General features: G+C 52.5%; 23 protein-coding genes. 10 read left to right on the forward strand and 13 right to left on the reverse strand.

What is annotated here, in order from left to right; genetic code table 11:
- Positions 1 to 453: 453 nt before the first annotated feature.
- The 6 genes from PJU73_RS04730 to PJU73_RS04755 all read left to right on the forward strand — a co-directional run bounded on the left by PJU73_RS04730 (position 454) and on the right by PJU73_RS04755 (position 7,987).
- Positions 454 to 1,095, forward strand: coding sequence for a 2Fe-2S iron-sulfur cluster-binding protein (locus PJU73_RS04730; protein ID WP_237090551.1), 642 nt, complete (start codon positions 454 to 456; stop codon positions 1,093 to 1,095).
- A complete protein-coding gene (locus PJU73_RS04735; protein WP_237090552.1) occupies positions 1,092 to 2,720 on the forward strand; it encodes an FAD-binding protein in 1,629 nt (542 codons plus the stop codon). The genes PJU73_RS04730 and PJU73_RS04735 overlap by 4 nt, the downstream gene beginning before the upstream one ends.
- The gene (locus PJU73_RS04740; protein WP_237090553.1) at positions 2,717 to 3,988 is read left to right on the forward strand and encodes a complex I 51 kDa subunit family protein; all 1,272 of its coding nucleotides are present in this window, start codon (positions 2,717 to 2,719) and stop codon (positions 3,986 to 3,988) included. Before PJU73_RS04735 ends, PJU73_RS04740 begins: the two co-directional genes overlap by 4 nt.
- Before the next feature lie 147 nt (positions 3,989 to 4,135).
- Positions 4,136 to 5,617, forward strand: coding sequence for a DASS family sodium-coupled anion symporter (locus PJU73_RS04745; RefSeq protein WP_237090554.1), 1,482 nt, complete (start codon positions 4,136 to 4,138; stop codon positions 5,615 to 5,617).
- Between the two features lie 124 nt (positions 5,618 to 5,741).
- Positions 5,742 to 7,145 carry a Trk system potassium transporter TrkA gene (trkA, locus tag PJU73_RS04750; RefSeq protein ID WP_237090555.1) on the forward strand — a complete coding sequence of 468 codons (1,404 nt, stop codon included), beginning with the start codon at positions 5,742 to 5,744 and terminating at the stop codon, positions 7,143 to 7,145.
- A gap of 134 nt (positions 7,146 to 7,279) precedes the next feature.
- Positions 7,280 to 7,987: an SIMPL domain-containing protein gene (locus PJU73_RS04755; RefSeq protein WP_237090556.1), complete on the forward strand. Its 708-nt coding sequence runs from the start codon at positions 7,280 to 7,282 to the stop codon at positions 7,985 to 7,987.
- Positions 7,988 to 8,210: 223 nt separating this feature from the next.
- Here the strand turns inward: PJU73_RS04755 and PJU73_RS04760 are convergent, their stop codons facing one another.
- Both PJU73_RS04760 and PJU73_RS04765 read right to left on the reverse strand, forming a co-directional pair.
- Positions 8,211 to 8,951 (reverse strand): M48 family metallopeptidase, encoded by a 741-nt coding sequence (locus PJU73_RS04760; RefSeq protein ID WP_237090657.1) that lies wholly within the window; start codon positions 8,949 to 8,951, stop codon positions 8,211 to 8,213.
- A 261-nt stretch (positions 8,952 to 9,212) separates the two neighbouring features.
- Positions 9,213 to 10,115 (reverse strand): D-alanyl-D-alanine carboxypeptidase family protein, encoded by a 903-nt coding sequence (locus tag PJU73_RS04765; RefSeq protein ID WP_371871478.1) that lies wholly within the window; start codon positions 10,113 to 10,115, stop codon positions 9,213 to 9,215.
- Positions 10,116 to 10,550: 435 nt separating this feature from the next.
- On the opposite strand from PJU73_RS04765, the gene clpX reads away from it, so the two are divergent.
- Positions 10,551 to 11,786: an ATP-dependent Clp protease ATP-binding subunit ClpX gene (gene clpX, locus PJU73_RS04770; RefSeq protein ID WP_237090558.1), complete on the forward strand. Its 1,236-nt coding sequence runs from the start codon at positions 10,551 to 10,553 to the stop codon at positions 11,784 to 11,786.
- A gap of 176 nt (positions 11,787 to 11,962) precedes the next feature.
- On the opposite strand, the gene PJU73_RS04775 is transcribed toward clpX, so the two are convergent.
- The 3 genes from PJU73_RS04775 to PJU73_RS04785 form a co-directional block, all read right to left on the reverse strand.
- Positions 11,963 to 12,508 carry a single-stranded DNA-binding protein gene (locus PJU73_RS04775; RefSeq protein ID WP_237090658.1) on the reverse strand — a complete coding sequence of 182 codons (546 nt, stop codon included), beginning with the start codon at positions 12,506 to 12,508 and terminating at the stop codon, positions 11,963 to 11,965.
- A gap of 2 nt (positions 12,509 to 12,510) precedes the next feature.
- On the reverse strand, positions 12,511 to 13,893 hold the full coding sequence (locus PJU73_RS04780; protein ID WP_237090559.1) for an MFS transporter: 1,383 nt from the start codon (positions 13,891 to 13,893) through the stop codon (positions 12,511 to 12,513).
- A 168-nt stretch (positions 13,894 to 14,061) separates the two neighbouring features.
- Positions 14,062 to 14,682, reverse strand: coding sequence for a lytic transglycosylase domain-containing protein (locus tag PJU73_RS04785; protein WP_237090560.1), 621 nt, complete (start codon positions 14,680 to 14,682; stop codon positions 14,062 to 14,064).
- Positions 14,683 to 14,813: 131 nt separating this feature from the next.
- Between PJU73_RS04785 and ppx the strand changes: the two genes are divergently transcribed.
- The gene (gene ppx / locus PJU73_RS04790; RefSeq protein ID WP_237090561.1) at positions 14,814 to 16,319 is read left to right on the forward strand and encodes an exopolyphosphatase; all 1,506 of its coding nucleotides are present in this window, start codon (positions 14,814 to 14,816) and stop codon (positions 16,317 to 16,319) included.
- Positions 16,320 to 16,627: 308 nt separating this feature from the next.
- Here ppx and PJU73_RS04795 read toward each other — a convergent pair whose 3' ends face one another.
- Both PJU73_RS04795 and hda read right to left on the reverse strand, forming a co-directional pair.
- The gene (locus PJU73_RS04795) at positions 16,628 to 17,296 is read right to left on the reverse strand and encodes a histidinol-phosphatase (protein WP_237090562.1); all 669 of its coding nucleotides are present in this window, start codon (positions 17,294 to 17,296) and stop codon (positions 16,628 to 16,630) included.
- Positions 17,293 to 17,961 (reverse strand): DnaA regulatory inactivator Hda, encoded by a 669-nt coding sequence (hda, locus tag PJU73_RS04800; protein ID WP_237090563.1) that lies wholly within the window; start codon positions 17,959 to 17,961, stop codon positions 17,293 to 17,295. The genes PJU73_RS04795 and hda overlap by 4 nt, the downstream gene beginning before the upstream one ends.
- A gap of 214 nt (positions 17,962 to 18,175) precedes the next feature.
- On the opposite strand from hda, the gene PJU73_RS04805 reads away from it, so the two are divergent.
- Complete coding sequence (locus PJU73_RS04805) at positions 18,176 to 18,454, forward strand: hypothetical protein (protein WP_237090564.1); 279 nt, start codon at positions 18,176 to 18,178, stop codon at positions 18,452 to 18,454.
- The gene (locus PJU73_RS04810) at positions 18,435 to 19,079 is read left to right on the forward strand and encodes a DedA family protein (protein WP_237090565.1); all 645 of its coding nucleotides are present in this window, start codon (positions 18,435 to 18,437) and stop codon (positions 19,077 to 19,079) included. Before PJU73_RS04805 ends, PJU73_RS04810 begins: the two co-directional genes overlap by 20 nt.
- Positions 19,080 to 19,100: 21 nt before the next feature.
- Here PJU73_RS04810 and aroD read toward each other — a convergent pair whose 3' ends face one another.
- The 6 genes from aroD to gabT all read right to left on the reverse strand — a co-directional run bounded on the left by aroD (position 19,101) and on the right by gabT (position 26,353).
- Entirely contained in the window at positions 19,101 to 19,856 is a 756-nt protein-coding gene (aroD, locus tag PJU73_RS04815; protein ID WP_237090566.1) for a type I 3-dehydroquinate dehydratase, read from the reverse strand.
- A 199-nt stretch (positions 19,857 to 20,055) separates the two neighbouring features.
- The gene (locus PJU73_RS04820; RefSeq protein ID WP_237090567.1) at positions 20,056 to 20,466 is read right to left on the reverse strand and encodes an ester cyclase; all 411 of its coding nucleotides are present in this window, start codon (positions 20,464 to 20,466) and stop codon (positions 20,056 to 20,058) included.
- 16 nt (positions 20,467 to 20,482) lie between these two features.
- Positions 20,483 to 21,910, reverse strand: a complete 1,428-nt coding sequence (locus PJU73_RS04825) for a gamma-aminobutyraldehyde dehydrogenase (protein ID WP_237090568.1) — start codon at positions 21,908 to 21,910, stop codon at positions 20,483 to 20,485.
- Between the two features lie 241 nt (positions 21,911 to 22,151).
- Positions 22,152 to 23,354 carry an aromatic amino acid transport family protein gene (locus PJU73_RS04830; RefSeq protein ID WP_237090569.1) on the reverse strand — a complete coding sequence of 401 codons (1,203 nt, stop codon included), beginning with the start codon at positions 23,352 to 23,354 and terminating at the stop codon, positions 22,152 to 22,154.
- A 212-nt stretch (positions 23,355 to 23,566) separates the two neighbouring features.
- Complete coding sequence (locus PJU73_RS04835; protein ID WP_237090570.1) at positions 23,567 to 25,000, reverse strand: NAD-dependent succinate-semialdehyde dehydrogenase; 1,434 nt, start codon at positions 24,998 to 25,000, stop codon at positions 23,567 to 23,569.
- Between the two features lie 99 nt (positions 25,001 to 25,099).
- Positions 25,100 to 26,353: a 4-aminobutyrate--2-oxoglutarate transaminase gene (gene gabT / locus PJU73_RS04840; RefSeq protein WP_237090571.1), complete on the reverse strand. Its 1,254-nt coding sequence runs from the start codon at positions 26,351 to 26,353 to the stop codon at positions 25,100 to 25,102.
- Between the last annotated feature and the right edge of the window lie 139 nt (positions 26,354 to 26,492).

A 26,492-nucleotide genomic window follows, 5' to 3' on the forward strand; every position in this document is an offset into this window, starting at 1 on the left:
AATCAAGTCTGAGCGATTTTTTTGAAATTTAATAACAAAAATCCGCTTTTTCAATTCCGCTTTTTTTATCCATTAGATACAGATACCTAGCCGCAAGGCCGTCTGAAAATCAAAATAAGAATATATTTTCTTTAATTTGTCGGCTTACTTTTCTTTTCATCTTAATCAAAATTTAATTATTTAAAAACAAATTATTAACTGAATAAAACTACGGTTTTCAGACGGCCTGTCTTCATCTTTCAGCCAGAGTTTACAGAACATTTCAACGGTAAAAACTGCAGCAGTTTTCTGTTAGAATTATTTTGTACTAAAACTACAAATTAGGCACATAATCCGTTACGCGGGCAAAATATCTTCCTGTTTGCGGTTTTAAATGTAATAAAAATACAAATAAATGGCCTAAGTTTTTATTTATCGTGAAATCACAATATCCCAACTCAGGAACAAACCACCATGAGCAATTCTCTGCTGACGCTGACCATCAACGGGCATGAAGTCCACGCTTCACCCGATGCTTCCATCATTCAGGCCTACGCCCATGCCGACAATGCCATCACAGCCAACGTCGGCTGCATGGGTCAGGGCGTGTGCGGTTCGTGCCGCTGCATGATCCGCAAAGAAGGCGAACGTGAAGTACGCACGGCGCTTGCCTGCGAAACCAAAGTCGAACAAGGTATGCAGGTCAGCTTTATCGACTACTTTATCCCCGAACACATCCAATATTACGACATCACTGCCATCGGCGACGGCTGGAACTGGCTGGAAGACACCCAAAAAGCCTTTCCCGAAGCAGAACACTGCCGCCATTGCGGCGGCTGCAACCGTGCCTGTCCGAAAGGTTTGGAAGTAGAAAACGGCGTGGCGCAGGTGGTGGCGGGCGATTTCGGTGCAGCTGCCGACACCTTCGACCAATGCGTGATGTGCAATCTCTGCACCCTTTCCTGCCCAGAGCACATCCGCCCCAACCATTTGGGCCTGTTTGCCCGCCGCATGAAAGCAGCACGCACGCTGCGGCCGGTGGATTTAATGCGCCGCTTGCGGGAAATCGACAGCGGCAAAATGAAAGTTGAATTTGACGGGGAACTTGCATCATGAGCGAACACATTACCGGTATTGATTATCAGACGGCACTGGCCAATCTGCGTTCGTCCGACCTGACGATGCGAGAAGACCTGCCGCCGCAAGACGAGCTGCTGCGCCGTTTCCACCCCGACTATCAGGACGGCGCACGCATCAAACTGCCCATCGGCCCGAATGCGGGCGACTACTGCCATCCTGAATTGGCAAAACTGTTAATCAGCCAACCTTTAATCAACGATTACGATTTGTCGGGTGCCGAACACCTCAATACCGATGTATTGGTTATCGGCGGCGGCGGTGCGGGCGCAGCGGCGGCTTTATCCGCCACCGAAGCCGGCGCACGGGTCATCATGGCCAACAAGCTGCGGATCGGCGACAGCAATACCGTTATGGCGGAAGGCGGCATTCAGGCGGCGATCGGCGCAGACGACAGCCTGCAGCAGCATTTTGAAGACACGTTCAAAGGCGGACACCATGCCGCCAACAAGCATTTGGTGGCGCAAATGGTAACCGATGCCCCCGCCGCCATCCGCTGGTTAATCGGGCTGGGCATGACGTTTGATTTGGCGAAAGGCGAAAACAACAATGGCCATCTGAGCCGCAAGCGCGCCGGCGGTACGACCGTTCCCCGTATTTTGAGCTATCGGGACTTTACCGGTTTGGAAATGATGCGGGTCTTGCGTGAAGCGGTGGAATTGGACGAAAACATCACCCAGCTCAACCGCCACCCCGCCATTGAATTGCTGTCGGACGAACACGGCCGCTGCGTGGGGGCGATTTTGTACGATTTGGAAAAACGCCGTCTGATTTTGGTACACGCCAAATCGGTGGTATTGGCCACCGGCGGAAGCGGCCGCCTGCATTTGCAGGGGTTCGCCACCTCCAACCACTACGGTGCGACTGCCGACGGTTTGGTCATGGCCTACCGTATCGGTGCCAAACTCAAAGACATGGATTCCTTCCAATACCACCCCACCGGCGTTGCCCACCCGCCGCATTTGGCGGGTGCGCTGATTTCCGAAGCAGTACGCTCGGCCGGCACCAAGCTGGTTAATGGCTTGGGCGAACGTTTTGTCGATGAACTGCTGCCCCGGGATGTGGTTGCCGCTGCCATTTTGCGGGAGTGCCGGGAAGGCCGGGGCGTGGTGTGGGACGGTCAGGTCGGCGTTTTCCTCGATACGCCCCGCCTGATTGCCGGTGATCCCGATGTGTTGAACCGTTTGGTCACTTTGGGCCATATTGCCCACAAATGCGGCGTTAATCCGGCTGAAGAACCGGTCATGATTCATCCGACGCTGCACTATCAAAACGGCGGTATCGAAATCGACGGCAACGGCGAAAGCTGCGTGGAAGGTTTGTATTGCGCCGGAGAAGTTACTGGCGGCATTCACGGCCGCAACCGTCTGATGGGCAATGCCCTGCTCGACATCATCAGCTTCGGCCGCCGGGCCGGTGCGGCGGCGGCCACTTCGGGGCTGCCGCTGAAAAAAGTACGCGGCGGAGTCGGACACGTCCACAATCTGCAGCGGGAAATGACCCGTGCCGGACTGGTTTCCGAAGTTAAAGCCCCCGTTTTATATCCGAACTACGGCAAATTCGATTTACGAGAACACGCCGGTTTGCAGGAGCAGCAATCATGAATCAAGCCAATCAAAATTTATTGCACCCGTCCCGTATGGTCGGTGCCGACTTGGCGGCATGGCGCAAAGTCGGCGGAGGCGAAGGCCTGCTGGCGGCGCTTGCCGAACCTGAAAACATTGTTGCCAAACTGCAGGATGCCGGTCTCTGCGGCATGGGCGGTGCCGGTTTCCCGACTTGGCGCAAATGGGAGGCCGCCGTTGCCGCCGAGAGCAGACACGGCGACAAATATGTGGTCTGCAATGCCAACGAAGACGAGCCGGGTACGTTTAAAGACCGTGTGCTGCTGGAAAAAACGCCGCACCAAGTGATCGAAGGCGTGTTGATTGCCGCCGTTGCCTGTCGTGCCAACAAAGCGGTGCTGTATGTCAATCCGCACCAAACCGAATCGGTTGCCGCCCTCAAACCCGCTATCGAGCAGTGGCAACACAGCGATCTGTTTATCCGCATCGAAAACTATTTGGGCAAACCTTTGGAACTGCAACTGGTCGAAACGTCCGGCCGCTATATCGGCGGCGAAGAAACGGCGGTGATTTCGTGGCTGGAAGGCGGTTTTCCGTTTCCCCGCCGCAAGCCGCCGTTTCCCGCCGAAAGCGGTGTCAACGGTGAACCGACCTTAATCAACAACACCGAAACTTTTGCCAATATTCCGCAAATTCTCGCCAAAGGTGCGGCGTGGTATCGGGATTTGGGCTTGGGCGATGCCTGCGGCACAAAACTTTATTCGCTCTCCGGCGATGTATTAAATCCGGGGTTGTACGAATTGCCGATGGGCACCACCCTACAATCACTGATTTTCGACCACGGCGGCGGAATGCTCGAAGGCCGCACCTTTAAAGCCGTGTTTACCGGCGGCCCGTCAAACACGCTTTTAACCGCCAAAGATTTGGATGTGCCGCTGGATTTTGTGTCGGTACGCGAACGCAAGTCCAGTCTCGGCACGGGGGCGATGATTGTGATTTCCGAAGGCACGAGCGTGGTGCGCAAAGTGGCGGAATATGTGGAATTTTTCGCCGCCAATTCCTGCGGCCAATGCCCGCCGTGCAAAGGCGGCACGTTCCAGCTTTCCCGCCTGCTCAACCGTGTCGATACCGGCATCGGCACCGACGACGATTTGAGCGCCCTGCAAAGTTTGTGCCAACTATTACCCCGAAGCGGCCGCTGCGGTCTGATTGATGGGGCGGTTACGGTTTTGCAAAGTTCGCTGCGCACCTTCCCCGAAGAATACGGCTTGCCGGCGGAAACGGGATATAGTGGGTTCACTGAATAGCAAGGCTAGACAAGCCAATGCCGTTATCCTTTTAAAGTGGGCTCACCCTAGCCGAACCCGATTTTCAGACGGCCTTAACCTTGACCATGCCGTCTGAAAATCAGCTTATTTTTACGCATTCACATTCAATACGATTAGGAGTTTAAAATGGGTTTCAAACCTGTTCCTGCGGCTGTGTCTCTGCTGCTGGCGCTGCTGATTTGGTTTGTCGTTCCGGTACCGGAAGGTGTGTCGCCGCAGGCGTGGCACTTGCTGGCGCTGTTTGTCGGTATCATTGCCGGCATTATCGGCAAAGCCATGCCGATTGGGGCGATGGCGGTGCTGGCGATTACGCTGGTGGCGCTGACCGGCGTAACCGTTCCCGAACTGATTGACGGCGAACCGGTAAAAAATCCCGCCGCCCAAGCGGTAAAAGATGCTTTGAGCAGCCTCAATCATTCGCTGATTTGGATGATCGGTATCGCCATTATGATTTCACGGGGATTGCTGAAAACCGGTTTGGGTATGCGCATCGGCTATCTGCTGATTTCGGTATTCGGCAAACGTACGCTGGGCGTGGGTTACAGTCTGGCATTTGCCGATTTGCTGATCGGGCCGGTAACGCCGAGCAATACGGCGCGCGGTGGTGCCATTGTTCACCCGATTATGCGTTCCATTGCCCTGAGTTTCGGCTCTGATCCGGAACAGGGTACGGAAAACAAAATCGGCAAGTATCTGGCGCTGGTAAATTATCACGCCAACATCATCACCTGCTGCATTTTCGTAACCGCTACCGCACCCAATCCGCTGGTGGTCGATTTGGTTGCCAAAGCCACCGATTCCGAAATTCATCTGAGCTGGGGAACTTGGTTTGCGGCGATGGTTGTTCCCGGCCTGATTGCCATGCTGCTGATGCCGCTGGCGCTGTATTTTATGTATCCGCCCGAAATCAAGCACACGCCCGATGCCACCACTTTTGCCAAGTCCAAACTGCAGGAAATGGGTGCGATGAAGCGTGATGAAAAAATCATGCTCGGCATTTTTCTGATTTTGCTGCTGCTGTGGGCGGGTGTACCGGATATGCTGTTCGGCATCAAAATCGATGCCACTGCCACCACTTTCCTCGGTCTGAGCCTGTGCCTGCTCACCGGCGTGCTGACTTGGGAAGATGCGCTGAAAGAAAAAGGCGCATGGGACACCATCGTGTGGTTTGCCGCCTTGGTGATGATGGCAAACTTTTTAAACAAACTGGGGCTGATTACCTGGCTGTCGGATGCCATGCAAAGCGGCATTGCCCATCTCGGCTTGAACTGGATTAGCGGCTGCGCCCTGCTGGTGCTGGCGTATCTCTATTCGCACTATGTGTTTGCCAGCGGCACGGCACACGTTACCGCCATGTTCGGCGCATTCTACGGCGCAGGCATTGCCTTGGGCGCGCCGCCGATGCTGTTTGCCCTGATTATGGCCGCCGCTTCCGGCATTATGATGTCGCTGACCCATTACGCCTCCGGCTCTTCGCCCGTGATTTACGGCTCAAACTATGTCGGCATGGGCGAATGGTGGAAAGCCGGTTTTGCCATGAGCATACTCGAACTGCTGGTATTCGGCACCATCGGCGTGTTGTGGTGGAAAGTATTGGGTTATTGGTAACACTGTCCATCTGCAACCCATATCAAGAGGCCGTCTGAAAAATGCTTTGCCGTTAGGCAAAACGCATTTTCAGACGGCCTTTCTGCTATAATCACGGCATTCCCATTTCCCCATTCCGATTACCGTGAAAATTCTGATTCTGGGCAGTGGCCAAGTCGGTTCGACCATTGCGCAAAACCTCGCCACCCTACCAAGCAACGACGTAACCATCATCGATATTGACGAAAAAGCGCTGCACCATCTGGGCAGCCATCTCGATGTGCAGACCATACACGGCAACGGTGCTTCGCCGTTTGTATTGGAGCAGGCGGGCGCAGCCGATGCCGATTTATTGCTGGCGCTGACCCGCAGCGACGAAACCAATATCGTTGCCTGCAAAATCGCCGCCGACCTGTTCAACATTCCCGCCCGCATTGCCCGGGTGCGTTCGTCCGAATACCTCGAATACCTGCTTCCCGACCGTGAAGAAGCCGACAACACCCTGAGCATTTTCAACCTTACCGAAACCATCAGTCCCGAGCAGTTGGTAACCGAGCAGCTCGCCGGATTATTGAGCTACACCAGCGCCCTGCAGGTATTGAGTTTTGCCGACGACCGTGTGCGCATGATTATCGTGCAGGCACGTCAGGGCGGTTTGCTGGTCAATCAGGAAATTTCCCACATTATCCGCCACTTGCCCGAAGATGCCGACTGTCAAATCTGCGCCATCTACCGCAACAACCGCCTGATTGTTCCCTCGCCGCAAACCGTTATCATCGAAGGCGACGAAGTCTGCTTTGTCGCCAGCACCGCCGACGTGCCGATTATCATGCGCGAACTGCGTCCCAAAGAACAGCGTACCCGCCGCATTATGATTGCCGGCGGCGGCAACATCGGCTACCGTTTGGCCAAACGTCTGGAAACGCAATACGACATCAAAATCATCGAATTCAAATCCAGCCGTGCAGAATGGTTGGCGGAAAACCTCGATAACACGCTGGTGCTGCAAGGCTCGGCAACCGATGAATCGCTGCTCAACGAAGAATATATCGACGAAATCGACGTTTACTGCGCCCTCACCAACGATGATGAAAACAACATCATGTCCAGCCTGCTGGCAAAAAACCTCGGTGCCAAACGGGTGATTACCATCGTCAATCGTTCCAGCTACGTCGATTTGCTCGAAGGCAACAAAATCGACATCGTCGTGTCGCCGCACCTGATTACCATCGGCTCGATTCTCGCCCATATCCGCCGGGGCGATGTGGTCGCCGTCCATCCGCTGCGGCGGGGTACGGCGGAAGCCATCGAAGTGATTGTCCACGGCGACAAACACACTTCCGCCATTGTCGGTAGGCGGATTATGGATGTCCAATGGCCCGCCGGTTGCCACTTTGCCGCACTGGTTCGGGAAAACGAGGTGATTATGGGGCATCATACCGAAACCGTGCTGCAAGACGGCGACCATGTGATTTTCTTCGTCTCCCGCCGCCGCATTCTGCGTGAATTGGAAAAACTGATTCAGGTTAAAATGGGCTTTTTCGGCTGAACCATTGCGCTGTTTGACCATATCATGCCGTCTGAAAAGCGGATTAACCGCATTTTTTCAGACGGCATGATATTTTTTACACAAAATTATGCTACAGTAATTTCTGTTTAATGATTATCCAAAAGGATTTTTTTATGTTGAAACACGCCGTAACCGCCTGCCTGCTGGCCGCCGCCCTGCCCGCCGTTGCCGAGCCGCTGAATTACAATGTGGTCGAATTTTCCGAAAGCGCCAATATCGAAGTGGCACGGGACACCATGACCGCCCGTTTCCAAGTGCGTGCCGAAGGCAAAGACCGTGAAGCAGTGAATAGCGAATTCACCAAAAAGTTCAACAGTTTCAGCAAAAAAGCGCAAAACAGCCCGTTTAAAAGCGAATTAATCAGCCGCCACGCTACGCCCCGTTATCAATACAGCAACGGCAAACGTACCCAAACCGGCTGGGAAGAAGTCGCTGAATTTAAAGTGGAAAGCAAAGATTTCAATGCACTCAACCGCCTGATTGCCGCTGCGCAAAGCGATGCCAACCTGCAATACACTTCGTTCAGCGTGTCCAAACAAAAACGTGAATCGGTGATTGACGAAGTAAGCAAAGCCGCCATTCTGCGTTTCAAAGACCGTGCGCAAACGCTAGCGCAGACTTTGGGCCACAGCAGCTATAAAATCGTCAAACTCAACTTAGGCCATATCGGCAGCCAGCCGGTGCAATACGAAAGCGCCGCCGCCTTCAAATCCGTCCGAGCCGTGCCGCTGGCCGCTTCTGCCGATGGCGGGGAAATCGACAATCCGACTCCGGGTACGGAAGAAATCAGCATTACCGTGGACGGTTCGATTCAGATGTAATCCGTCATTTCGATACACCACAGGCCGTCTGAAAACCGCTCTATTGCATTTTCAGACGGCCTGTTGCCGTGAAATATCGTAAATCTACTTAAGAAACCGTACGATTTTCAAATATCGTGAATTCACTTTAAAAGAAAAGAGGACAATGCGGCGAGCCGAAGACCATATAAATAATACGGCTAGGCGAGCCGACACTGTGTTATTTTAAAGTAAATTCACTATATCACCGCCCCAAAGCCCTGCTGCGTTCATACAGCGGCATCACTTGCGGCAACATTTTGCGGATGGCGTTTATCCGTGTCTGATTGGTCGGGTGGGTGGACAAAATCGCCAAACCGCCGTCGCTGCCCTGTACCCGATTCATTTTTTCCCACACGCTGATGGCCGCCTGCGGGTTGTAGCCTGCCCTTGCCATCAGCAGCACGCCGCCGGCATCGGCTTCGCTTTCCTGATGGCGGGAAAACGGTTTGTGTGCCAGCAAATCCGTACCCAAACCGACCAAGCCGCCGTCCACACCGGTTGCGCCCGCTAAAATCGAGCCGCCGATTCCGGCCAAAACCTGTCCGCCCAAAGCCTGTTTGCTGTGTTCCAACAGGGCGTGGGTCATTTCGTGGCCGATAACGGCGGCGATTTCGTCATCAGTCATCTGCAAACGTTCGACCATACCGGTGTACATCGCCATTTTGCCGCCCGGCATGGCCCATGCGTTCATTTCGTCGCTGCGGATAACGTTCATCTGCCAGTTGAAGCGCACCGGCGTGCGGTTGGCTTGGTCGGCATACGGCACCAATCGGTTAAACACTTTCTGAATGCGTCGGGCGGTCAGCGATGATACATCCAGCACCCGCCTGCTCTGCGCCTGATTCAAAATGGCGGTGTATTGCTTGGCGGATTGTTCGTTGAGGGTGGCGGAGTTGTAGCCCGCCAAATCGGCCACGGCGGTACAGCCCGCCAAGAGGGATATGGTTGAACATAAAAGAAGAAGCGTATTCTGTTTGCGTGTGTTCAATGTTATGTTTCCATCAAAAAATGCGGCCGATTCAAATATCAGAATCGGCCCGATAACGCATTGATTGTGAAATTATCTCAAAACCCTACGGCGTTGGCTGCGGCTCTCCGCCTTATATTGCTTTGAAATGATTCCACGCTCATCCAAACAAAGGCCGTCTGAAAAATGAGCCAAGCAGTTTTTGCCCACATCAATTTTCAGACGGCCTCTCTGCCGTTACGACTGTTTCTGCAACATCCAAGATTCGATGCGGCGGGCATCGTTGACACGGGTGGTTGAGGTCGGCGAGTTCAGCAATACGATGGTAATCGGCTGGTTCTGCACTTTGGCTTTCACCACCATCGAGCGCCCTGCTTCCCGGATATAGCCGGTTTTTTGCAATTCGATGTTCCACGAGCCTTCGCGCACCAGCGCATTGGAGTTTTTGTAAACCTGTTTTTTACCGGCGGAAGTATAGACTTGTCCGTAATTTGAAGTCGAATTGCTGCGGATTTTCGCATAATTGCTCGCCGCCTGAACCATGCGGTTCAAATCGTGGGCAGTGGAAACATTGCGGAAGTCCAAGCCGGTCGGTTCGTAAAAGCGGCTGTTATACATGCCCAGACTTTGTGCCTTGGCATTCATCGCTGCCACAAATGCCGACATACCGCCCGGATAAGTGCGGCCCAAGGCATGGGTGGCACGGTTTTCGCTGCTCATCAGGCTCAGATGCAGCAACTCGCCCCGGGTCAGCGTGGTGCCGATAGACAGGCGGCTGCCCGTGCCTTTCAGGCGGTCGATTTCGTCGGGGGTAATCGTTACCAACTCGTTCATATCCAAACCGGCATCCAGCGTAACCATGGCGCTCATCAGTTTGGAAATCGAGGCAATCGGCATCACACGGTTGGCGTTTTTCTGATACAGAACTTCGCCGGTTTTGTTATTCACAATCAGCGCCGACTGCGAAGAGAGCAGCGGGCCGGCAATCGCTGCCTGCGCTTCGACAAAATCCGCCTGAGCATTGCTGTTGTTCAAAATGGCCAAAGGGTCTTGCTGGGTCGGGAAATTCTGTTCCAAAAACTGACCCAGCACATCAATATTGTTGTCTGCCAAGGCTGCAACCGGCGACACCGCCAGCATACCGCCCAAACAAACACAACCCAATTTTCTGCCCAATTTATTCAAAAACATCATGTAATCTATTCCAAATATCTGAAAATACACCGTTTCTATGATTCATAAAACGGCGGCTCAACGGCAAATCCGCAGCCTGCGCCGCAGCGTTTTGCCGATAGTGAAACAAACGGCAAAGCCATGCGGCATTGCTTATTTCACTGTATCCGAAACTTTAAACGCTTAATTTTGGAAGCATTTGCCTGAAATGTAAAGCCGAAAACGGCAATTTTGCGTTTGTTTGCAACTTTCGCCGCTTCAAACCGTTTTTTCCGCCACGATTGCAACACTTGGTGCGGAAATTTGATAAACCGGCCAATAGTCATTATACTAAACCGATTTTGTCGGCGCTGCGCTCTGCCGCCGCCCTTTTATCCCCCTATTCAAAAGAATTCAGCCATTATGTCAGAAGAAAAACGCCACTGCTCGTTTTGCGGCAAATCCGAACACGAAGTACAAAACCTGATTGAAGGCGAAAATGCCTTTATCTGCAACGAATGTATCGAAACCTGCGGCACCATCCTGCAAAGTGCCGACGATGATGAACAACCGCTTTCCGAAAGCGGCAATGAAGGTTTGTCTGCCAAACTGCCGACGCCGTCTGAAATCGTTGCCAACCTCAACGATCACGTTATCGGCCAAGAACAGGCCAAAAAAGCCTTGGCGGTTGCCGTGTACAACCACTACAAACGCCTGCGCCACCCGAAAGCAGACGGCACAGTCGAGCTTTCCAAATCCAATATTCTGCTGATCGGCCCGACCGGTTCGGGCAAAACCTTACTGGCGCAATCATTGGCACGCAAGCTGGACGTGCCGTTTGTGATGGCCGATGCCACCACCCTGACCGAAGCGGGCTATGTCGGCGAAGATGTCGAACAAATCATCACCAAACTTTTGGGCAAATGCGATTTTGATGTCGAAAAAGCCCAACGGGGTATTGTCTATATTGACGAAATCGACAAAATCTCCCGTAAAAGCGACAATCCGTCCATCACTCGGGATGTGTCCGGCGAAGGCGTGCAACAGGCGCTGCTGAAACTGATTGAAGGCACGGTTGCCAGCGTTCCACCTCAAGGCGGCCGCCGCAATCCGAATCAGGAATTTATCAACGTCGATACCACCAATATCCTCTTTATCTGCGGCGGCGCATTTGCCGGTTTGGAAAAAGTTATCCGCCAGCGTACTGAAAAAGGCGGTATCGGCTTCGGCGCATCGGTACACAGCAAAGACGAAAATTCCGATATTTCCGAACTCTTTGAAAGCGTCGAGCCGGAAGACTTAATCAAATTCGGCCTGATTCCCGAACTCATCGGCCGCCTGCCGGTGATTGCCACCTTGGCGGAATTGGACGAAGATGCCTTAGTCAATATTCTGACCGAACCGAAAAACGCCTTAATCAAGCAATACCAAGCCCTGTTTGCCATGGAAGACGTAGAGCTGGAAGTCGAACAAGATGCTCTGCGTTCGATTGCCAAACAAGCCTTGGAACGCAAAACCGGCGCCCGCGGCCTGCGCTCCATCGTCGAACGCAGCCTGCTGGATACCATGTACCAACTGCCTGATTTGCAAGATGTAAACAAAGTGTTGGTAACCCAAGACGTTGTCGAAAAAGGCGCAGCGCCGCAACTGCTGCCCTAACTACATGATTTGACGGAAACAGGCCGTCTGAAAACAGGTTTTGCCGCAACGCAGAACCCCGTTTTCAGACGGCCTGTTGTGTATCCCGAACAATGAAATGCACCCAAACAAATACCGTATTCAGCCTTTCATTGAAAAGACTGAATACGGCATGAACATCATTTTTCCCAACCTGATCAGAACGGAATATCGTCGTCAATGTCTTCCACCGGTGCAGCAGGTGCTGCCTGCGGTACGCGGCGCGCAGGTGCGGCGGGCGGTTCGGCGGAGTAGGATTGGGCGGCTTGGTTGCCGTAATTTTGCTGCGGCGCTTGATTTTGGTATGAGCCTTGGTTTTGCTGGTAGCCGCCGTGGTCGTAACCGTCGTCGTAGTTGGTGCTGCTGCCGCTGTCGTTGCGGCCGCCGAGCATTTTCATTTCAGCGGCGATGATGTCGTAGGCGGTGCGTTCGATACCGTCTTTACCTTGGTATTTGCGGCTTTGGATACGGCCTTCGAGGTAAACTTGGCTGCCTTTTTTCAGATATTGTCCGGCAATTTCTGCCAAGCGGCGGTACATGGTAATGTTGTGCCATTCGGTGCGTTCCTGACGCTGGCCGTTGCGGTCGTTCCATGTTTCGCTGGTGGCAACGCTAAAGTTGCACACGGCTTCGCCGTTGGGCATATAGCGCACTTCCGGATCACGCCCCAAGCGGCCGATTAGGATTACTTTGTTTACTGACATCATCAATCTCCTGAAATGATTTTTTCGGCGGCGGCGAGGTCGAATCCTTTTTGCAGCGCCTTGATATACACAGTCTGCCTGTCTTGGCTGAAGGCAATGCTTTCTATGCCTGCAACCGCCGACAAGGCCCGATATAATGCGTCCGCACGCCCCGCCCACTGCGGCGGCACGGGATACATCAGGTTTTTCACCGGTTTGGGGGCCGGTGCGCACACGGCAACGATCAGCCACAGCAGCATCAAACTGCTGCAAAAGGCAAAAACGCCGTTAAATCCGTAATGCTGGAACAATATGCCGCCGCAGATACCGCCGGCAAACAGCCCGACCGACTGCATGGTGTTATACACGCCCATGGCCGTACCTTTCAAGTCGGACGGGGCGATTTTCGACACCATAGACGGCAAGCTGGCTTCCAAAACGTTGAAACCGATAAAATACACCGTTAAATAAGCGGTAATCAGCCACACCGAATCCAGCCCGAACAGCAGCCCGATTTGTGCCAGAGCAATGCAGACAATGCCGGACACAAACACCTGTTTCAATTTATTGCGGGTTTCGCCGATGATAATCAGCGGCACCATCACCACCAAACCGGTAATGGTGGCGGGCAAATAGACTTTCCAATGTTGGATTTTTTCCAAACCGAGCTGGTTCATGGCAAACGGCAAGGCGGTAAACAGTGCCATTTGTGAAGCGTGCAGGATAAAAATGCCCAAATCTAAACGCAGCAGTTGGCGGTCTTTCAACACTTCCCGCATCCGTGCCGGTTGCGCCTGCGCATCTTCATGCAGTTTGGAATCTTGCGGATTCGGGGTCAGCCATGCAACCACGGCAATGCTGATTAAGGTCAATACGCCGGTCAGGGCAAACAATCCATTTACGCCAATCCAATCCGCCATCACCGGTGCTGCCACCAAACTAACGGAAAAAGTCAGCCCGATACTCAAACCAATCATCGACATGGCCCGGGTACGCACTTCGTTGCGGGTCAAATCCGCCAGCAACGCAGTAACCGCCGCACTCACTGCCCCCGCACCCTGCAAGGCACGGGCAATCACCAGCATGGCCAGAGAATCAGCGGCGGCGGCTAAAAAGCTGCCTGCGGCAAACACAATCAGCCCGAAATAAATCACTTTTTTGCGGCCGAATCTGTCGGAAGCCATGCCCAGCGGCAACTGCAGCAGCGCCTGCGTCAAGCCGTACACGCCCATTGCCAAACCGATCAGCGCCTTATTGTTTTCCGCCCCGGGCAAACCGGTGGCATAAACTGCCAATACCGGCAACACCAAAAACATGCCGAGCATACGCAGGGCATATACGCCCGATAAAGTGGTACTGGCACGCCATTCGTGCGGAAACATCTGTATGCGGTTATTTTTTGCCATAAACGGTTTTTCAGACGGCCTGATGATAGATAGCCGGTAACAAATTTAAATCAGGACAAGGCGACGGATAAATTGGTTACTATGGCTCAAACAGGCCGTCTGAAATTCAAAGTCAGTGATAGTCGCAATTATACAGGATTCGCTGCGCTTCGGTGCGGCTTTCTGAGCTTACGCCGGCCACTGCCAACGCCTGCGCCACGCCGACAACACCGCATTCGGATACTGATTGCTGCCCAAGCTGCCGTTGTAGCGTGCCAACGCCCGTATCAGATTGCCGTTTTCGATGTTGCGGTAATGCCGCAAAATGGTGCAGCCGTAACGCAGATTGGTACGGACATCAAACAGATTGTGCGACGGTCGGCCGATATACCGCTGCCAAAACGGCATCACCTGCATCAAGCCCTTTGCCCCGACCGGACTGATCGCATATTGCCGAAAGCGACTTTCCACCTCAATCAAGCCCAACACCATCTGCGTATCCAAACCCGCCCGTGCCGACTCGTATTGAGCATGGGTCAAAAGGCGGATACGTTCGCCCTCGTCCGGCACAAAATGCGCCAGCCTCGCCGACATTTCCGCCAACCAGCGGCGGCCTTCCGCCTCATCGTCAAACACCAGCCTCGCCGGATTGATATTGTCTATCGAACTTCTCATCAACGAAGCCACATCGTCCGCCAGCGTTTCCTCTCGTTGCGCCGCAGCAACGGTTTTCGGCAACAGCAGACAGGCACAGGCCGCCAGCAGCAATCGGCGTTCGGGTTGTTTCGGAGCGGATGGTTTCGGCAACATAACGGATTTTCCCATTTTCAGACGGCCTCGGTTTTAAAGCAAATGCACTATAATCAACACATTTTCTTGATGCGGCGCTTCCCGCAACATAGTAAGATAACATTTATTTTTTGACGATTCCGGTTTTGATTATGACAACACGTCCCGCCAACGTTTTGGCTTCCGTTGATTTGGGTTCAAACAGTTTCCGCCTGCAGATTTGCGAAAACAACAACGGGCAATTAAAAGTTATCGACTCGTTCAAACAAATGGTGCGTTTCGCCGCCGGTTTGGACGAACAGAAAATCCTCAGCGAAGAATCACAGCTTCGTGCCATCGAATGCCTCGCCCGTTTCGGCGAAAGACTGCACGGTTTTCACCCCGAACAAGTACGGGTGGTCGCCACCAACACGTTCCGTGTGGCAAAAAACATCGCCCAGTTTATCCCCAAAGCCGAAGCAGCGCTGGGCTTTCCGATTGACGTGATTGCCGGTCGGGAAGAAGCCCGTCTGATTTACACCGGCGTGGTCCACACCCTGCCGCCAAAAGGCGAACAAATGCTGGTAATCGACATCGGCGGCGGTTCGACCGAATTTGTCATCGGCTCGGAACTGAAACCCAGCCACACCGAAAGCCTGCCGCTGGGCTGCGTAACCTACAGCATGCGTTTTTTCCAAAACAAAATCGGCAACAAAGACTTCAGCGCCGCCGTATCCGCCGCCCGCAACGAAATCCAGCGCATTGCCAAACAGATGAAAGAAGCCGGTTGGGATTTGGCGGTCGGCACCTCCGGTTCGGCAAAATCGATTCGGGACGTTTTGGCCGCCGAGTATCCGCAAGATGCCGACATCACTTTAGACGGCATGAAAAAACTGGCGGAACGGATTATCGATGCCGGTTCGGTTAAAAAAGCCAAATTTACCGACCTGAAAGCCGAACGTATCGAAGTATTTGCCGGCGGTTTGGCGGTGATGATGGCGGCATTTGAAGAACTCGGCATCAAAAAAATGATGGTAACCGAAGCCGCCCTGCGGGACGGTGTATTTTACGACTTAATCGGCCGCAATCTCAACGAAGACATGCGGGATCAGACCGTTGCCGAATTTCAAAAACGCTACCACGTCAGCACCAATCAGGCGGAACGTGTCGCCAACACTGCCCAAATCTTTATGGAAAGCCTGTGTCTGGCACGCAAAGTGCCGGTTCAGGAAGCCAATAAATGGAAGCAATTAATCAACTGGGCGGCACGGCTGCACGAAATCGGCGTGGACATCGCCCACACCGGCTACCACAAACATTCAGCCTATATTTTGGAAAACGCCGATATGCCGGGCTTTTCCCGCAAGGAACAAACCACGCTGGCACATTTGGTCTTGGGTCATCGGGGCGACACCAAAAAAATGAACGACATCATCGGCAACAACGATATCTTGTGGTACGCCGTTTTATCGCTGCGTCTCGCCGCCCTGTTCTGCCGGGCCCGCCTGCCGCTGGCGCTGCCCGAACAAACACAGTTGCGCCACGAATCGGGCAAAGGTTTTACCCTGAAAATCAGTGCCGAATGGCTCAAGCAGCACCCGCTGATTGATGATGCTTTAAACTATGAAAGCAGCCAGTGGCAAAAACTGACTGCGCCGCTGACCACTCAAAGAGTTTGATTTGATTGCATATTTTCAGTAACAAAGGCCGTCTGAAAAGTAGATTTTCAGACGGCCTTTGGTATTATTTATATCGTGAATTAACTGAAAAAGTGTTACAACGCCGTGCGTAAGTTGTGGTTAGCGAGGTACGAGCGTAACCCAACAGAACCTTTGTTTCAAGGTAATTTAGTATGTTGAGGCCAGACCAACCTATGCCCCGTTCTCTTTTTCCGGTTGTTAATTCACTATGGCGAATTAATCTAAAAAATCACAGCCAAACTCATGCCGTCTGAAAATAGGAAACGCCTGTTTTCAGACGGCCTTATTTATTTGAAATTCAATACCGGCCAGCCTTTTGCTAATGCCTCTTTTTCTAATTCCGCATCGGGATTGACGGCAACCGGTTCATTAACATGGCACAGCAGCGGTAAATCGTTTTTGGAATCGCTGTAAAAATAGACTTTTTCATAGCTTGCCAAGGTTTCGCCTCTGGCTGCCAGCCATTCGTTTAAGCGGGTAATTTTGCCCTCTTTCAGGCTCGGTGTGCCGATATAGTTGCCGGTATAGCGGTTGTCGGCACCGATTTCCAACTGCGTACCAATCACGTTGTCAATGCCGAAAAAGCGGCAAATCGGGGTGATGATAAATTCGTTGGTGGACGAAATCACCAGCAATTCATCACCTGCGTTACGGTGGCTCTCTACCAGCATTTGCTGCATGGGCATAATGTGCGGGGTGATAAATTCCGCCATAAATTCTTGGTGCATATCCGCCAGCTCTTCCATGCTGTAACGGGTGAGCGGCGCTAAATGGAATTTGAGAAATTCATCGATGTTCAAGCAGCCGTTTTGGTAATCCCGATAGAATTTTTCATTTTGCGCTTCAGTGTAGGCAACATCGACCAAACCTTTTTTCATCAGATATTGCGGCCATGAGTGGTCGGAATCGGTATTGATCAGGGTATTGTCCAAATCGAAAATAGCTAGGTTTTTCATGCGGTTTCCTGTTGTTTCAAAAGCTGGCGCAAGAGCGGCAAGGTCATGCGTTTGCCGATCATCACGGCATAGTCGTCAAGGGTATCGAGCATTTTGACCAAGCTGTCCATATCCCGCCGCCAGTGTTTGAGCAGATATTCGAAGATTTCGGCATCAATACCGACTTGTTTGGCTGCCGCCATGCTGACCAGCGCATCAATTTTTTCCTGATCGGTCAGCGGCTTGACTTCATACACCAGACAATACGCCATGCGGGTGCGCAAATCTTCACGGATAATCAGCTGCTGCGGGGTAAATTCGGAACTGAGCAGCAAGCAGCCTTTGCCGCTGTTGCGGAAGCGGTTGAAAATGGCAAACAGCAGCGCCTGTTCTTCATGATCGAGCCGCTCAACTTGGTCGATGGCAATGTATTCGGCATCAAATGCGGCTTCGGTAAACGGCATCGCAGCAGCATCGACATACACCGCCGCTTTGCCTGCGTCCAGCGCCTGCGCCACCCACGCCTGCAGCAGATGGCTTTTGCCCGAACCCTCTTCGCCCCAAACATAGAGAAACTGGCTGTACTGCCGCTGCAGCACATACACCAGTTCGGCATTGGACGTTCCCAAAAATTTATCGAAACTCGGGTAGTCGTGGGTGTCAAAATCCAAAATAAGCTGATTCACGCGCGTAGGTCTTTGTTTGGGTTTGGGATAAGCGGCTATTTTACGTTGTTTCCGCCGCCGCTATCAAGGGCAAACGGCATTTTCAGACGGCCTCACCGCTGCATATTGGTTTGATTTTCAATATTGAAGATATCGTGAAATAACCCCAAAGCAATACAAGGCTGCAAACCGAAGACAGTATGGGTAATCGTAATACAAGACAGGTTTTGTCCGGATGGCCGTTTCATCCGGTTATAAAACTTTGAGCCGGGCAAAGCCAACGCCGGAGTGCTTTAAGATTATTCCACTATATTTTGCTGCAAACGGTTTTGAAGCACCGGTGCAGGAAAAAAGAAAAAATCAACCGATAAATGGTAGAATGGCTTTTTTCTGTTGTCCGACTGCTTATCCGAAAGCGGGATATAAAATAAAAACACCGTTTTCAGACGGCTTACATCCAAGCTACCCCTCAAATCTCTTTGCCGGAATTCATCATGATCGCCAGCCTGATTGACTTTATCCTTCATATCGATGTCCACCTGACCGAATTATCGCTGCAATACGGCGTTTGGCTGTATGCCATTCTGTTTCTGATTATTTTCTGCGAAACCGGTCTGGTTGCCACGCCGTTTCTGCCGGGCGATTCGCTGCTGTTTGCCGCAGGCGGCATTGCGGCGGTGGGGGCGGTCGATATTCATCTGATGGTGCTGCTGCTGATTATCGCTGCTATTCTCGGCGATGCGGTCAATTTCATCATCGGCAAATATTTCGGCACCAAGCTGTTTGCCAATCCTGATTCTAAAATTTTCCGCTGCAGCTATTTGGACAAAACTCATGCGTTTTACGCAAAACACGGCGGCAAAACCATCATTATTGCCCGCTTTGTGCCGATTGTCCGCACCTTTGCCCCGTTTGTCGCCGGCATGGGCAATATGCCGTATGCCGCCTTTATCCGCTACAACATCATCGGCGCTGTCTTATGGGTTGTGCTGTTTGCTTACGGCGGCTATTTTTTCGCCAATATCCCGTTTGTCAAAAACAATCTGAGCTTGGTGATGCTCGCCATTATCGTGCTTTCCGTATTGCCTGCCGTTATCGAAATCTGGCGCGCCCGCCGCAAAAGCAGACACGCCGCCTGATTGGTGCTTAGGGAAGGTGTTTCAACCGAGCGATAACGCTGCCAAAATTTCCCGCAGTTTATCCGCAGGAATCTGCCCCGGCGCTGATTCCTGCCCTGCTGTGCCGAACGTCATCGCCGAACCGAAAGTCTGCCCTGCCAAACGGCTGATTGCGCCCAGTTTGCCCATAGACATGGTAACAATCGGGCAATCTATCGCTTTACGGGCTTCCGCCGTAGCCGCCAGCAGCGTCAGCACATCGTCTGCCGATTGCGGCATCACCGCAATTTTGCACACGTCCGCCCCAAGTTCCGCCATGCTTTTCAGACGGCCTGTGATTTCCGGTTGCGGCGGCGTTGCCTGAAAATCATGGTTGCACAGCAATACCGCCACCCCTACTGCTTTCGCCGCTGCAATCGTCTGCTGTACACCCGCTTTCCCGGCAAACAACTCAATATCCAGCATATCAATCAAACCCGATACGGCAACCCGCTGCAACAGGGCAAAATAATCGCTGTCGCTGCACGGGAAACTGCCGCCCTCTGCCGACCGCCGGAAGGTAAACAGCAGCGGCGTATCCGGTAAGGCTTCCCGCACCAGCGCCGTTTGTGCCAGCACAAAATCGACATTGCCTGCGTTTTCCAGAAAGTCTGCCCGAAATTCAACAATATCCGCTCCAACCTGCCGCACCGCCGCCACCGCCTGCAACAGGCCGTCTGAATCTTTCGCCACCAGCGGCACAGCAATTTTCGGCACACCTGCGCCCAATTCGATATGTTTGAGATGAACAGTTTTCACTTTCGCTCCTTTCAGATTCGGTCAAGATATGGTTCATTATTATACGGAAAATTTGCCGGACACCAACCGGATTGAAATCAGGCCGTCTGAAAACCGTAAGTTTTCAGACGGCCTTGCAAAAAAACGGTCTGATGTTGACCTCACATCAGACCGTTTCCGTCTGCTGACTGCTGTTATCCGCAGTCAGAGAGCGGCGGTATTACAGCCAGCCCAGTTGTTTGTGGAAATTCAGAGCGTCGTAATAGTCGCCTTGGTAAGCGATTTTACCGTCTTTGATGCGGATAAAGGTTGCACCTTCAAACGCAAAGGCTTTGCCGGTAGCCGGTGTGTTTTCGTCCCATGCACCGGTATTGGTGCCGGAAAAACGCCATTGGTAGGCAATGCCGTCCGGGCCGACAATCGGCGGACTGGTCATTTCCCATTTTACATCGGGTACAGCGCCGATAAACAGGGCGATACCGTTGTCCCGCACGTTGGTACGACCTTCCAGCGGTGTGCCGATGCTGGCATCGTAAAAGGTAACGTCTTCAGCCAAAAACTCACCTGCGGCTTGCGGGTTATGGTCGTTCCAAGCCTGCATGTAGTTACGGATCAAAGTTTCGTAAGACATGGTTTTTCTCCTCTATTTATAATTCGTGATTGCTCATCACATGTTTGATACGGGTGTATTCTTCCAAAGCGTAGAGCGACAGGTCTTTGCCGTAGCCCGACATTTTGAAACCGCCGTGCGGCATTTCGCCGGTCAATGGGATATGGGTGTTGATCCACACGGTACCGAAATCCAATTCGCGGCTGAAGCGTTGCGCACGGGAATGGTCGGCGGTCCATACGCTTGATGCCAAACCGTAATCCACGCCGTTGGCCATTGCCAGCGCTTCGTCGTCGTTTTCAAATTTCTGAATGGTAATCACCGGGCCGAACACTTCGGTCTGAATGGCTTCGTCTTCCTGTTTCAGGCCGGTAATAATGGTCGGCTCGAAATAGAAGCCCGGACGGTCGGCACGTTTGCCGCCGGTTTCTACTTTGGCGTAAGACGGCAAACGGTCGAAGAAGCCGGATACACGTTCCAGTTGGTTTTGGTTGTTCAATGCGCCGTAGAGTGCGTCTTCATCGTCAGGCGAACCGAATTTGGTATTTTTCGCCTGTTCGACCATCAGTTCGACAAATTTGTCGTACACGCTGGCCTCAACCAAAACACGGGAAGCGGCGGTACAGTCTTGACCGGCATTGAAGAAGCCGGTAATGGCGATATGCTCGGCGGCACGTTCCAAATTGGCATCGGCAAACACCACAACCGGCGCTTTACCGCCCAGTTCCAAGTGCGGACGCGCCAGATGTTCGGAAGCAGTTTTCGCCACTTGGATACCGGCACGCACAGAGCCGGTAATCGATACCATCGCTACGCCCGGCAATGAAACGATTTTGCTGCCGGTATCGGCTTTACCCAGCAGGACGTTGATTGCGCCTTTCGGGAACAGCGGTGCAGCCAACTCGGCCAGCAGCAGTGTGCTTTGCGGAGTGGTGTCGCTCGGTTTCAGAATCACAGTATTGCCCGCAGCCAGTGCCGGTGCAATTTTCCAAACCGCCATCATCAGCGGATAGTTCCACGGTGTTACCTGACCCACTACGCCCAAAGGCTCGCGGCGGATGCTGGAAGTGGTGCCTGCCAGATATTCGCCGGTGGATTTGCCTTCCAAGCAGCGTGCTGCACCTGCCAAAAAGCGGATTTGGTCGGCGGAAGTCGCTACTTCTTCGCTGGCAATCAGGCTCTTAATCTGACCGGTTTCACGACTTTGCACTTCAACCAGTTTGTCGCCGTTGGCTTCAATCGCATCGGCCAATGCCAGCAGGGCTTTTTGGCGCATAGACGGCGTAGAGCGTTTCCATTCTTGGAATGCGGTGGCGGCGGCGGCATAAGCAGCTTCCACATCGGCATCGGTGCCGATCGGCGATTGCGCATAGGCTTCGCCGGTTACCGGACTGATCAGGTCGAAATATTCCGAACCTTTAGGTTCTACATATTCGCCATTGATGAAATGTTTTAATTTTTGCATGGTTCTCTCCTCGCATACAAAAGGGTTGGAAAAATTAGACTTATATTTCTGCAAATAAAATAATTATCTATTTGATATTAAAAGATAATATGTGAACAAATAATCATTTTGAGTTTTTATACTATCTAACAATACGTTTTTTAGCAACCGATTTGATGATTTTTTAATCGTTTAAAATCAACATTTTATATTTTTATGCAAAATTCACCTGAATGAGGCCGTCTGAAAACGGGATTTTGCATTACCAGCCTGCCGGCAACATGTTCAGTTTGGCGGCAACCGCATACACGGCGCTGGCGGAATACAGCAGGAAAATCAGGCAATACACCAGCGGCGACAGCATCCAGTCGGGGCAACGCCATTGCGGTTGGATTTCACCGTTTGCCCGTGCGCCTTTGATAATCAGAAACGGAACGATGCTCAACACCACGCCGCTGAATACGCCGGCAAAATACAGTGCATCCACAAATCCCACCATGCCGCTGTACGCCAGCACGAAAGGCGGCAAAGAAACAATCGCTACGGCAAGGAAACGGGCTTTTTTATTGTCGTCTACCGGCAAGCTGAAGCGGTCGGCGATATTGGTCAGGAAGCTGCCGCCGATACCCCAGTAGGAAGTCAGCATGGCAAACAGGGCAAAACCGTTGGCGGTGAAAAATGCCCAACTGCCCAAAGCCTGTCCCCATGCGATGGTGGCGACTTCGGTAATATTGTCCAAGCCGTTGAGCGAAATCACCGACAGCGGCACCAAGGCAATCAAGACAAACGTACAGGTCATGCCGGTAATAATCGCTTTGGGCAACTGTTCGGGCTTGTGCGCCAAGCCGCGCGCCATTTCAGGCACGATATATTGTGCGCAATAGATAAACACCACCAGATTGAACACCGGCACCATATATGCCCAACTGCCGTCCAGTAAATGTTCGAAATTGGTTTGCGGGAACAGCAGCGTTGCGCCCACCAACACCAGCAGCATTGCCACCATCAATGCAGTAATCACTTTTTCGCTGCGGCCTAAGGCTTTCAGACCCAAGCCCAACACCAGCGCTGCCGGAATAAAAAACAGAATGCTGCCCAAGCCTTTATCGATACCGAACAGGGAATTCATCAGCCTGCCGCTGCCGCCCATGTAGGCAACCAGTGCGCCCAGCGCATTGACCGTTACCGAAGCAAACATCAGCCACGAACCCCATTTGCCGACATAGCGTTTGGCCAAACCGCTCAACTGCTCGTGTTGGCGGGTACGCAGCGTGGCTTCGGCGACATAAAGCATGGTAATCGTGGTAATCACGCCGACCACCACCAGCCAGAACAGCAGCGGTAAATAACCCGCTTTGCGTGCCGCATACGACACCGACAAAATCCCCGCACCGATATTGGTGCCGATAATCATCGCCACTCCTTCGGTAAAGGTAATCTTTTCAGCTTTCAGAACATCAGACATCTGTATCTCCCTTAGACTTGCTGATATCTTTCATTAAAAAACTGTGCTTTCGGGTCTGGTTTATTGTTTTCCGAATCACCCGAATGCCCACAATAGATTTCAGTTTACAAAATGCCGTTTTCAGACGGCCTCACTTTGTTTATCCACCAAAGTGAATTGATAATAGAAGTCGGGCAACCTGTTTGAGCAAACTGCCCGACCATCAGGCAACATCAACCGACATCGACACACATATATTTGATTTCCAAATATTCTTCGATGCCGTAACGGCTGCCTTCACGACCCAAACCGCTGGACTTAATGCCGCCGAACGGAGCCGCTTCATTGCTGATTAAGCCTGTGTTTACGCCGACCATGCCGTATTCTAAGGCTTCGCCGACACGCCATTGACGGGCGGTATCTGCGGTGAAGAAATACGCTGCCAGACCGAATTCGGTATCGTTGGCTTGGCGTACCACATCCGCTTCATCTTCAAAACGGAACACCGGACACAGCGGGCCGAAGGTTTCTTCTTTCGCCACTGCCATTTCAGAGGTAACGTTTTTCAATACGGTCGGCTCGAAAAACGAACCGCCCAAATCGCTGCGTTTGCCGCCGGTCAGACAGCTTGCGCCTTTGCCCAAAGCATCGGCAATGTGCTGCTCGACTTTTGCCACGGCTTTTTCGTCAATCAGCGGGCCTTGCTGTACGCCGTTTTCCAAGCCGTTGCCCAGTTTCAGTTGCGCCGCTTTTTCGGCAACTTTGGCGCAAAAATCATCGTAAACCGCCGCATGGGCATACACACGGTTGGTGCAGACGCAGGTTTGACCGCTGTTGCGGAATTTGCTTGCCAGCAAGCCTTCTGCCGCTTTGTCCAAATCCGCATCGTCAAACACGATAAACGGTGCATTGCCGCCCAATTCCAAGCTCAGTTTTTTGATTTGACCTGAAGATTGGCGGAAAATTTCTGCGCCGACTTCGGTCGAACCAGTAAAGCTGATTTTGCGGACAATCGGATTGTGGGCAAAGGTTTCGCTGATTTGCGCCGCTTTGCCGCTGACAATCGGCATCAAATCCTGCGGCACGCCTGCCTGATACGCCAAATTCGCCAAAGCATAGGCGGTCAGCGGCGTTTGCGAAGCGGGTTTGACCAACATGGCGCAACCTGCCGCCAATGCGGGGGCGGCTTTGCGGGTAATCATCGCCGCCGGGAAATTCCACGGTGTGATGGCGGCGGTTACGCCGACCGGCTGTTTGATAACCAATAATTTCTGCGTCGGCTTAACCGAAGTCAGAATATCGCCATCGATGCGGCGGGCTTCTTCGGCAAACCAGCGGATAAAGCTGGCGGCATAATCCATTTCGCCGCGGGATTCGGTCAGGCTTTTGCCCTGCTCCATCGTCATCAGGCGGGCAAGATTTTCTTTGTGTTCGTGAATAGCACGATACCACGCCCACAAAATATCGGCTCGTTCCAAAGCGGTTTTCTGCCGCCATTGCTGCTGCGCTGCTTCCGCTTGGCCGATTTTTTGGTTTAACTCATCAACCGAGGTTTTGCGCACATAAGCCAAAATTTCGCCGGTTGCCGGATTATTCACGGCGATGCCGTCTGAAAGCGGAGTCAGCGAAACATCGGGGTGGTTTAATAAATACTGTACGTTCTGCATATCGTTTCCAACTGCACTGCATCTTATTGAAAGAATGTGGTTTTCAGACGGCCTTTCATTGCTTGAGGCCGTCTGAAAATACGGACTGCCTGCCTGAAATCAGCTTCGGGCGGCTTCCACGCCTTGTTTGATGATTTCCAAGGCACGGTCGAAGCGTTCGTCTTCAATCGTCAGCGGATACAGGAAGCGGATAACGTTGCCGTGTACGCCGCAGGTAAGCAGCAGCAGATTGTTGGCCATTGCATAGTTTTTCACTTTGGCGGCAAATTCGGTGCGCGGATTTTCGTCATCACCGAATTCCACGGCCACCATCGAACCCAAACCGCGGATATCGCTGATTTCCGGTGCATTCAGACCTTTCAGGAAGGTGGTCAGGCGTTCGCCCAACTGTTGCGAACGTTGCAGCAGTTTTTCTTCTTCAATTACGTCCAATACTGCCAGCGATGCCGCAACACCCAGCGGGTTACCGGCATAAGTACCGCCCAAACCGCCCGGACGTGGTGCGTCCATAATTTCTGCACGGCCCGACACGCCACTCAACACGAAGCCGCCGGCCATACTTTTCGCCATGGTCATAATGTCTGCCTGAACGTCGTAATGTTCCATTGCAAACAGTTTGCCGGTGCGGGCAAAGCCGGACTGCACTTCGTCGGCAATCAGCACAATGCCGTGTTCGTCACAAATTGCACGCAGCGCACGCATAAATTCCGGAGGACAAACATTGAAACCGCCTTCGCCCTGTACCGGCTCAAGAATAATGGCGGCAACATCGGTCGGTGCAATATCGCTTTTGAAAATGCGTTTAATACTTTTCAGCGCTTCTTCAACGCTGACATCTTGGGTTTTGGAAGGATACAGCGCATGGTACACGCCGGTCGGCATTGCGCCGAAATCGGCGGCATAAGGCTGCACTTTGCCGGTTAGCGCCAACGTCATCAGTGTACGGCCGTGGAATGCGCCGCCGAAGGCGATAATGCCGTCCCGTTTGGTATAGGCACGGGCGATTTTTACGGCGTTTTCTACGGCTTCTGCGCCGCTGGAAAAGAATTGGCTTTTCACTTTGCCGCTAATCGGTACCAAAGCGTTAATCCGTTCTGCCAGTTCGACATAGCTGCCGTAAGGCACAACTTGGAAAGCGGTGTGGCTGAATTTTTTCAACTGCGCTTCTACCGCCGCCACCACTTTCGGGTGCATATGGCCGGTATTCAGCACGCCGATACCGCCGGCAAAATCGGTAAATTCCCGTCCGTCGGTGGTTTTGATCACTGCATTTTGTGCAGATTCCGCAAACCAGTCGCACATCACGGCTGCGCCGTTAGGCAGGGCGTTTCTCAGTTTCTCTAATGAATTCATTGTCGTTATCCTTGCAGACTTGGGGGTTGGTCGGGTTTGGCGGAACACTGCTTCCGCACGCCACATTTGTTCAGTATATCGAACAAGTGTTCAAAATAATGAATTTATCTTAAAATGCCTGACAGCGGCTTGTCAACTG

This window comes from Neisseria lisongii (assembly GCF_028463985.1).
GTDB lineage: Bacteria > Pseudomonadota > Gammaproteobacteria > Burkholderiales > Neisseriaceae > Neisseria > Neisseria lisongii.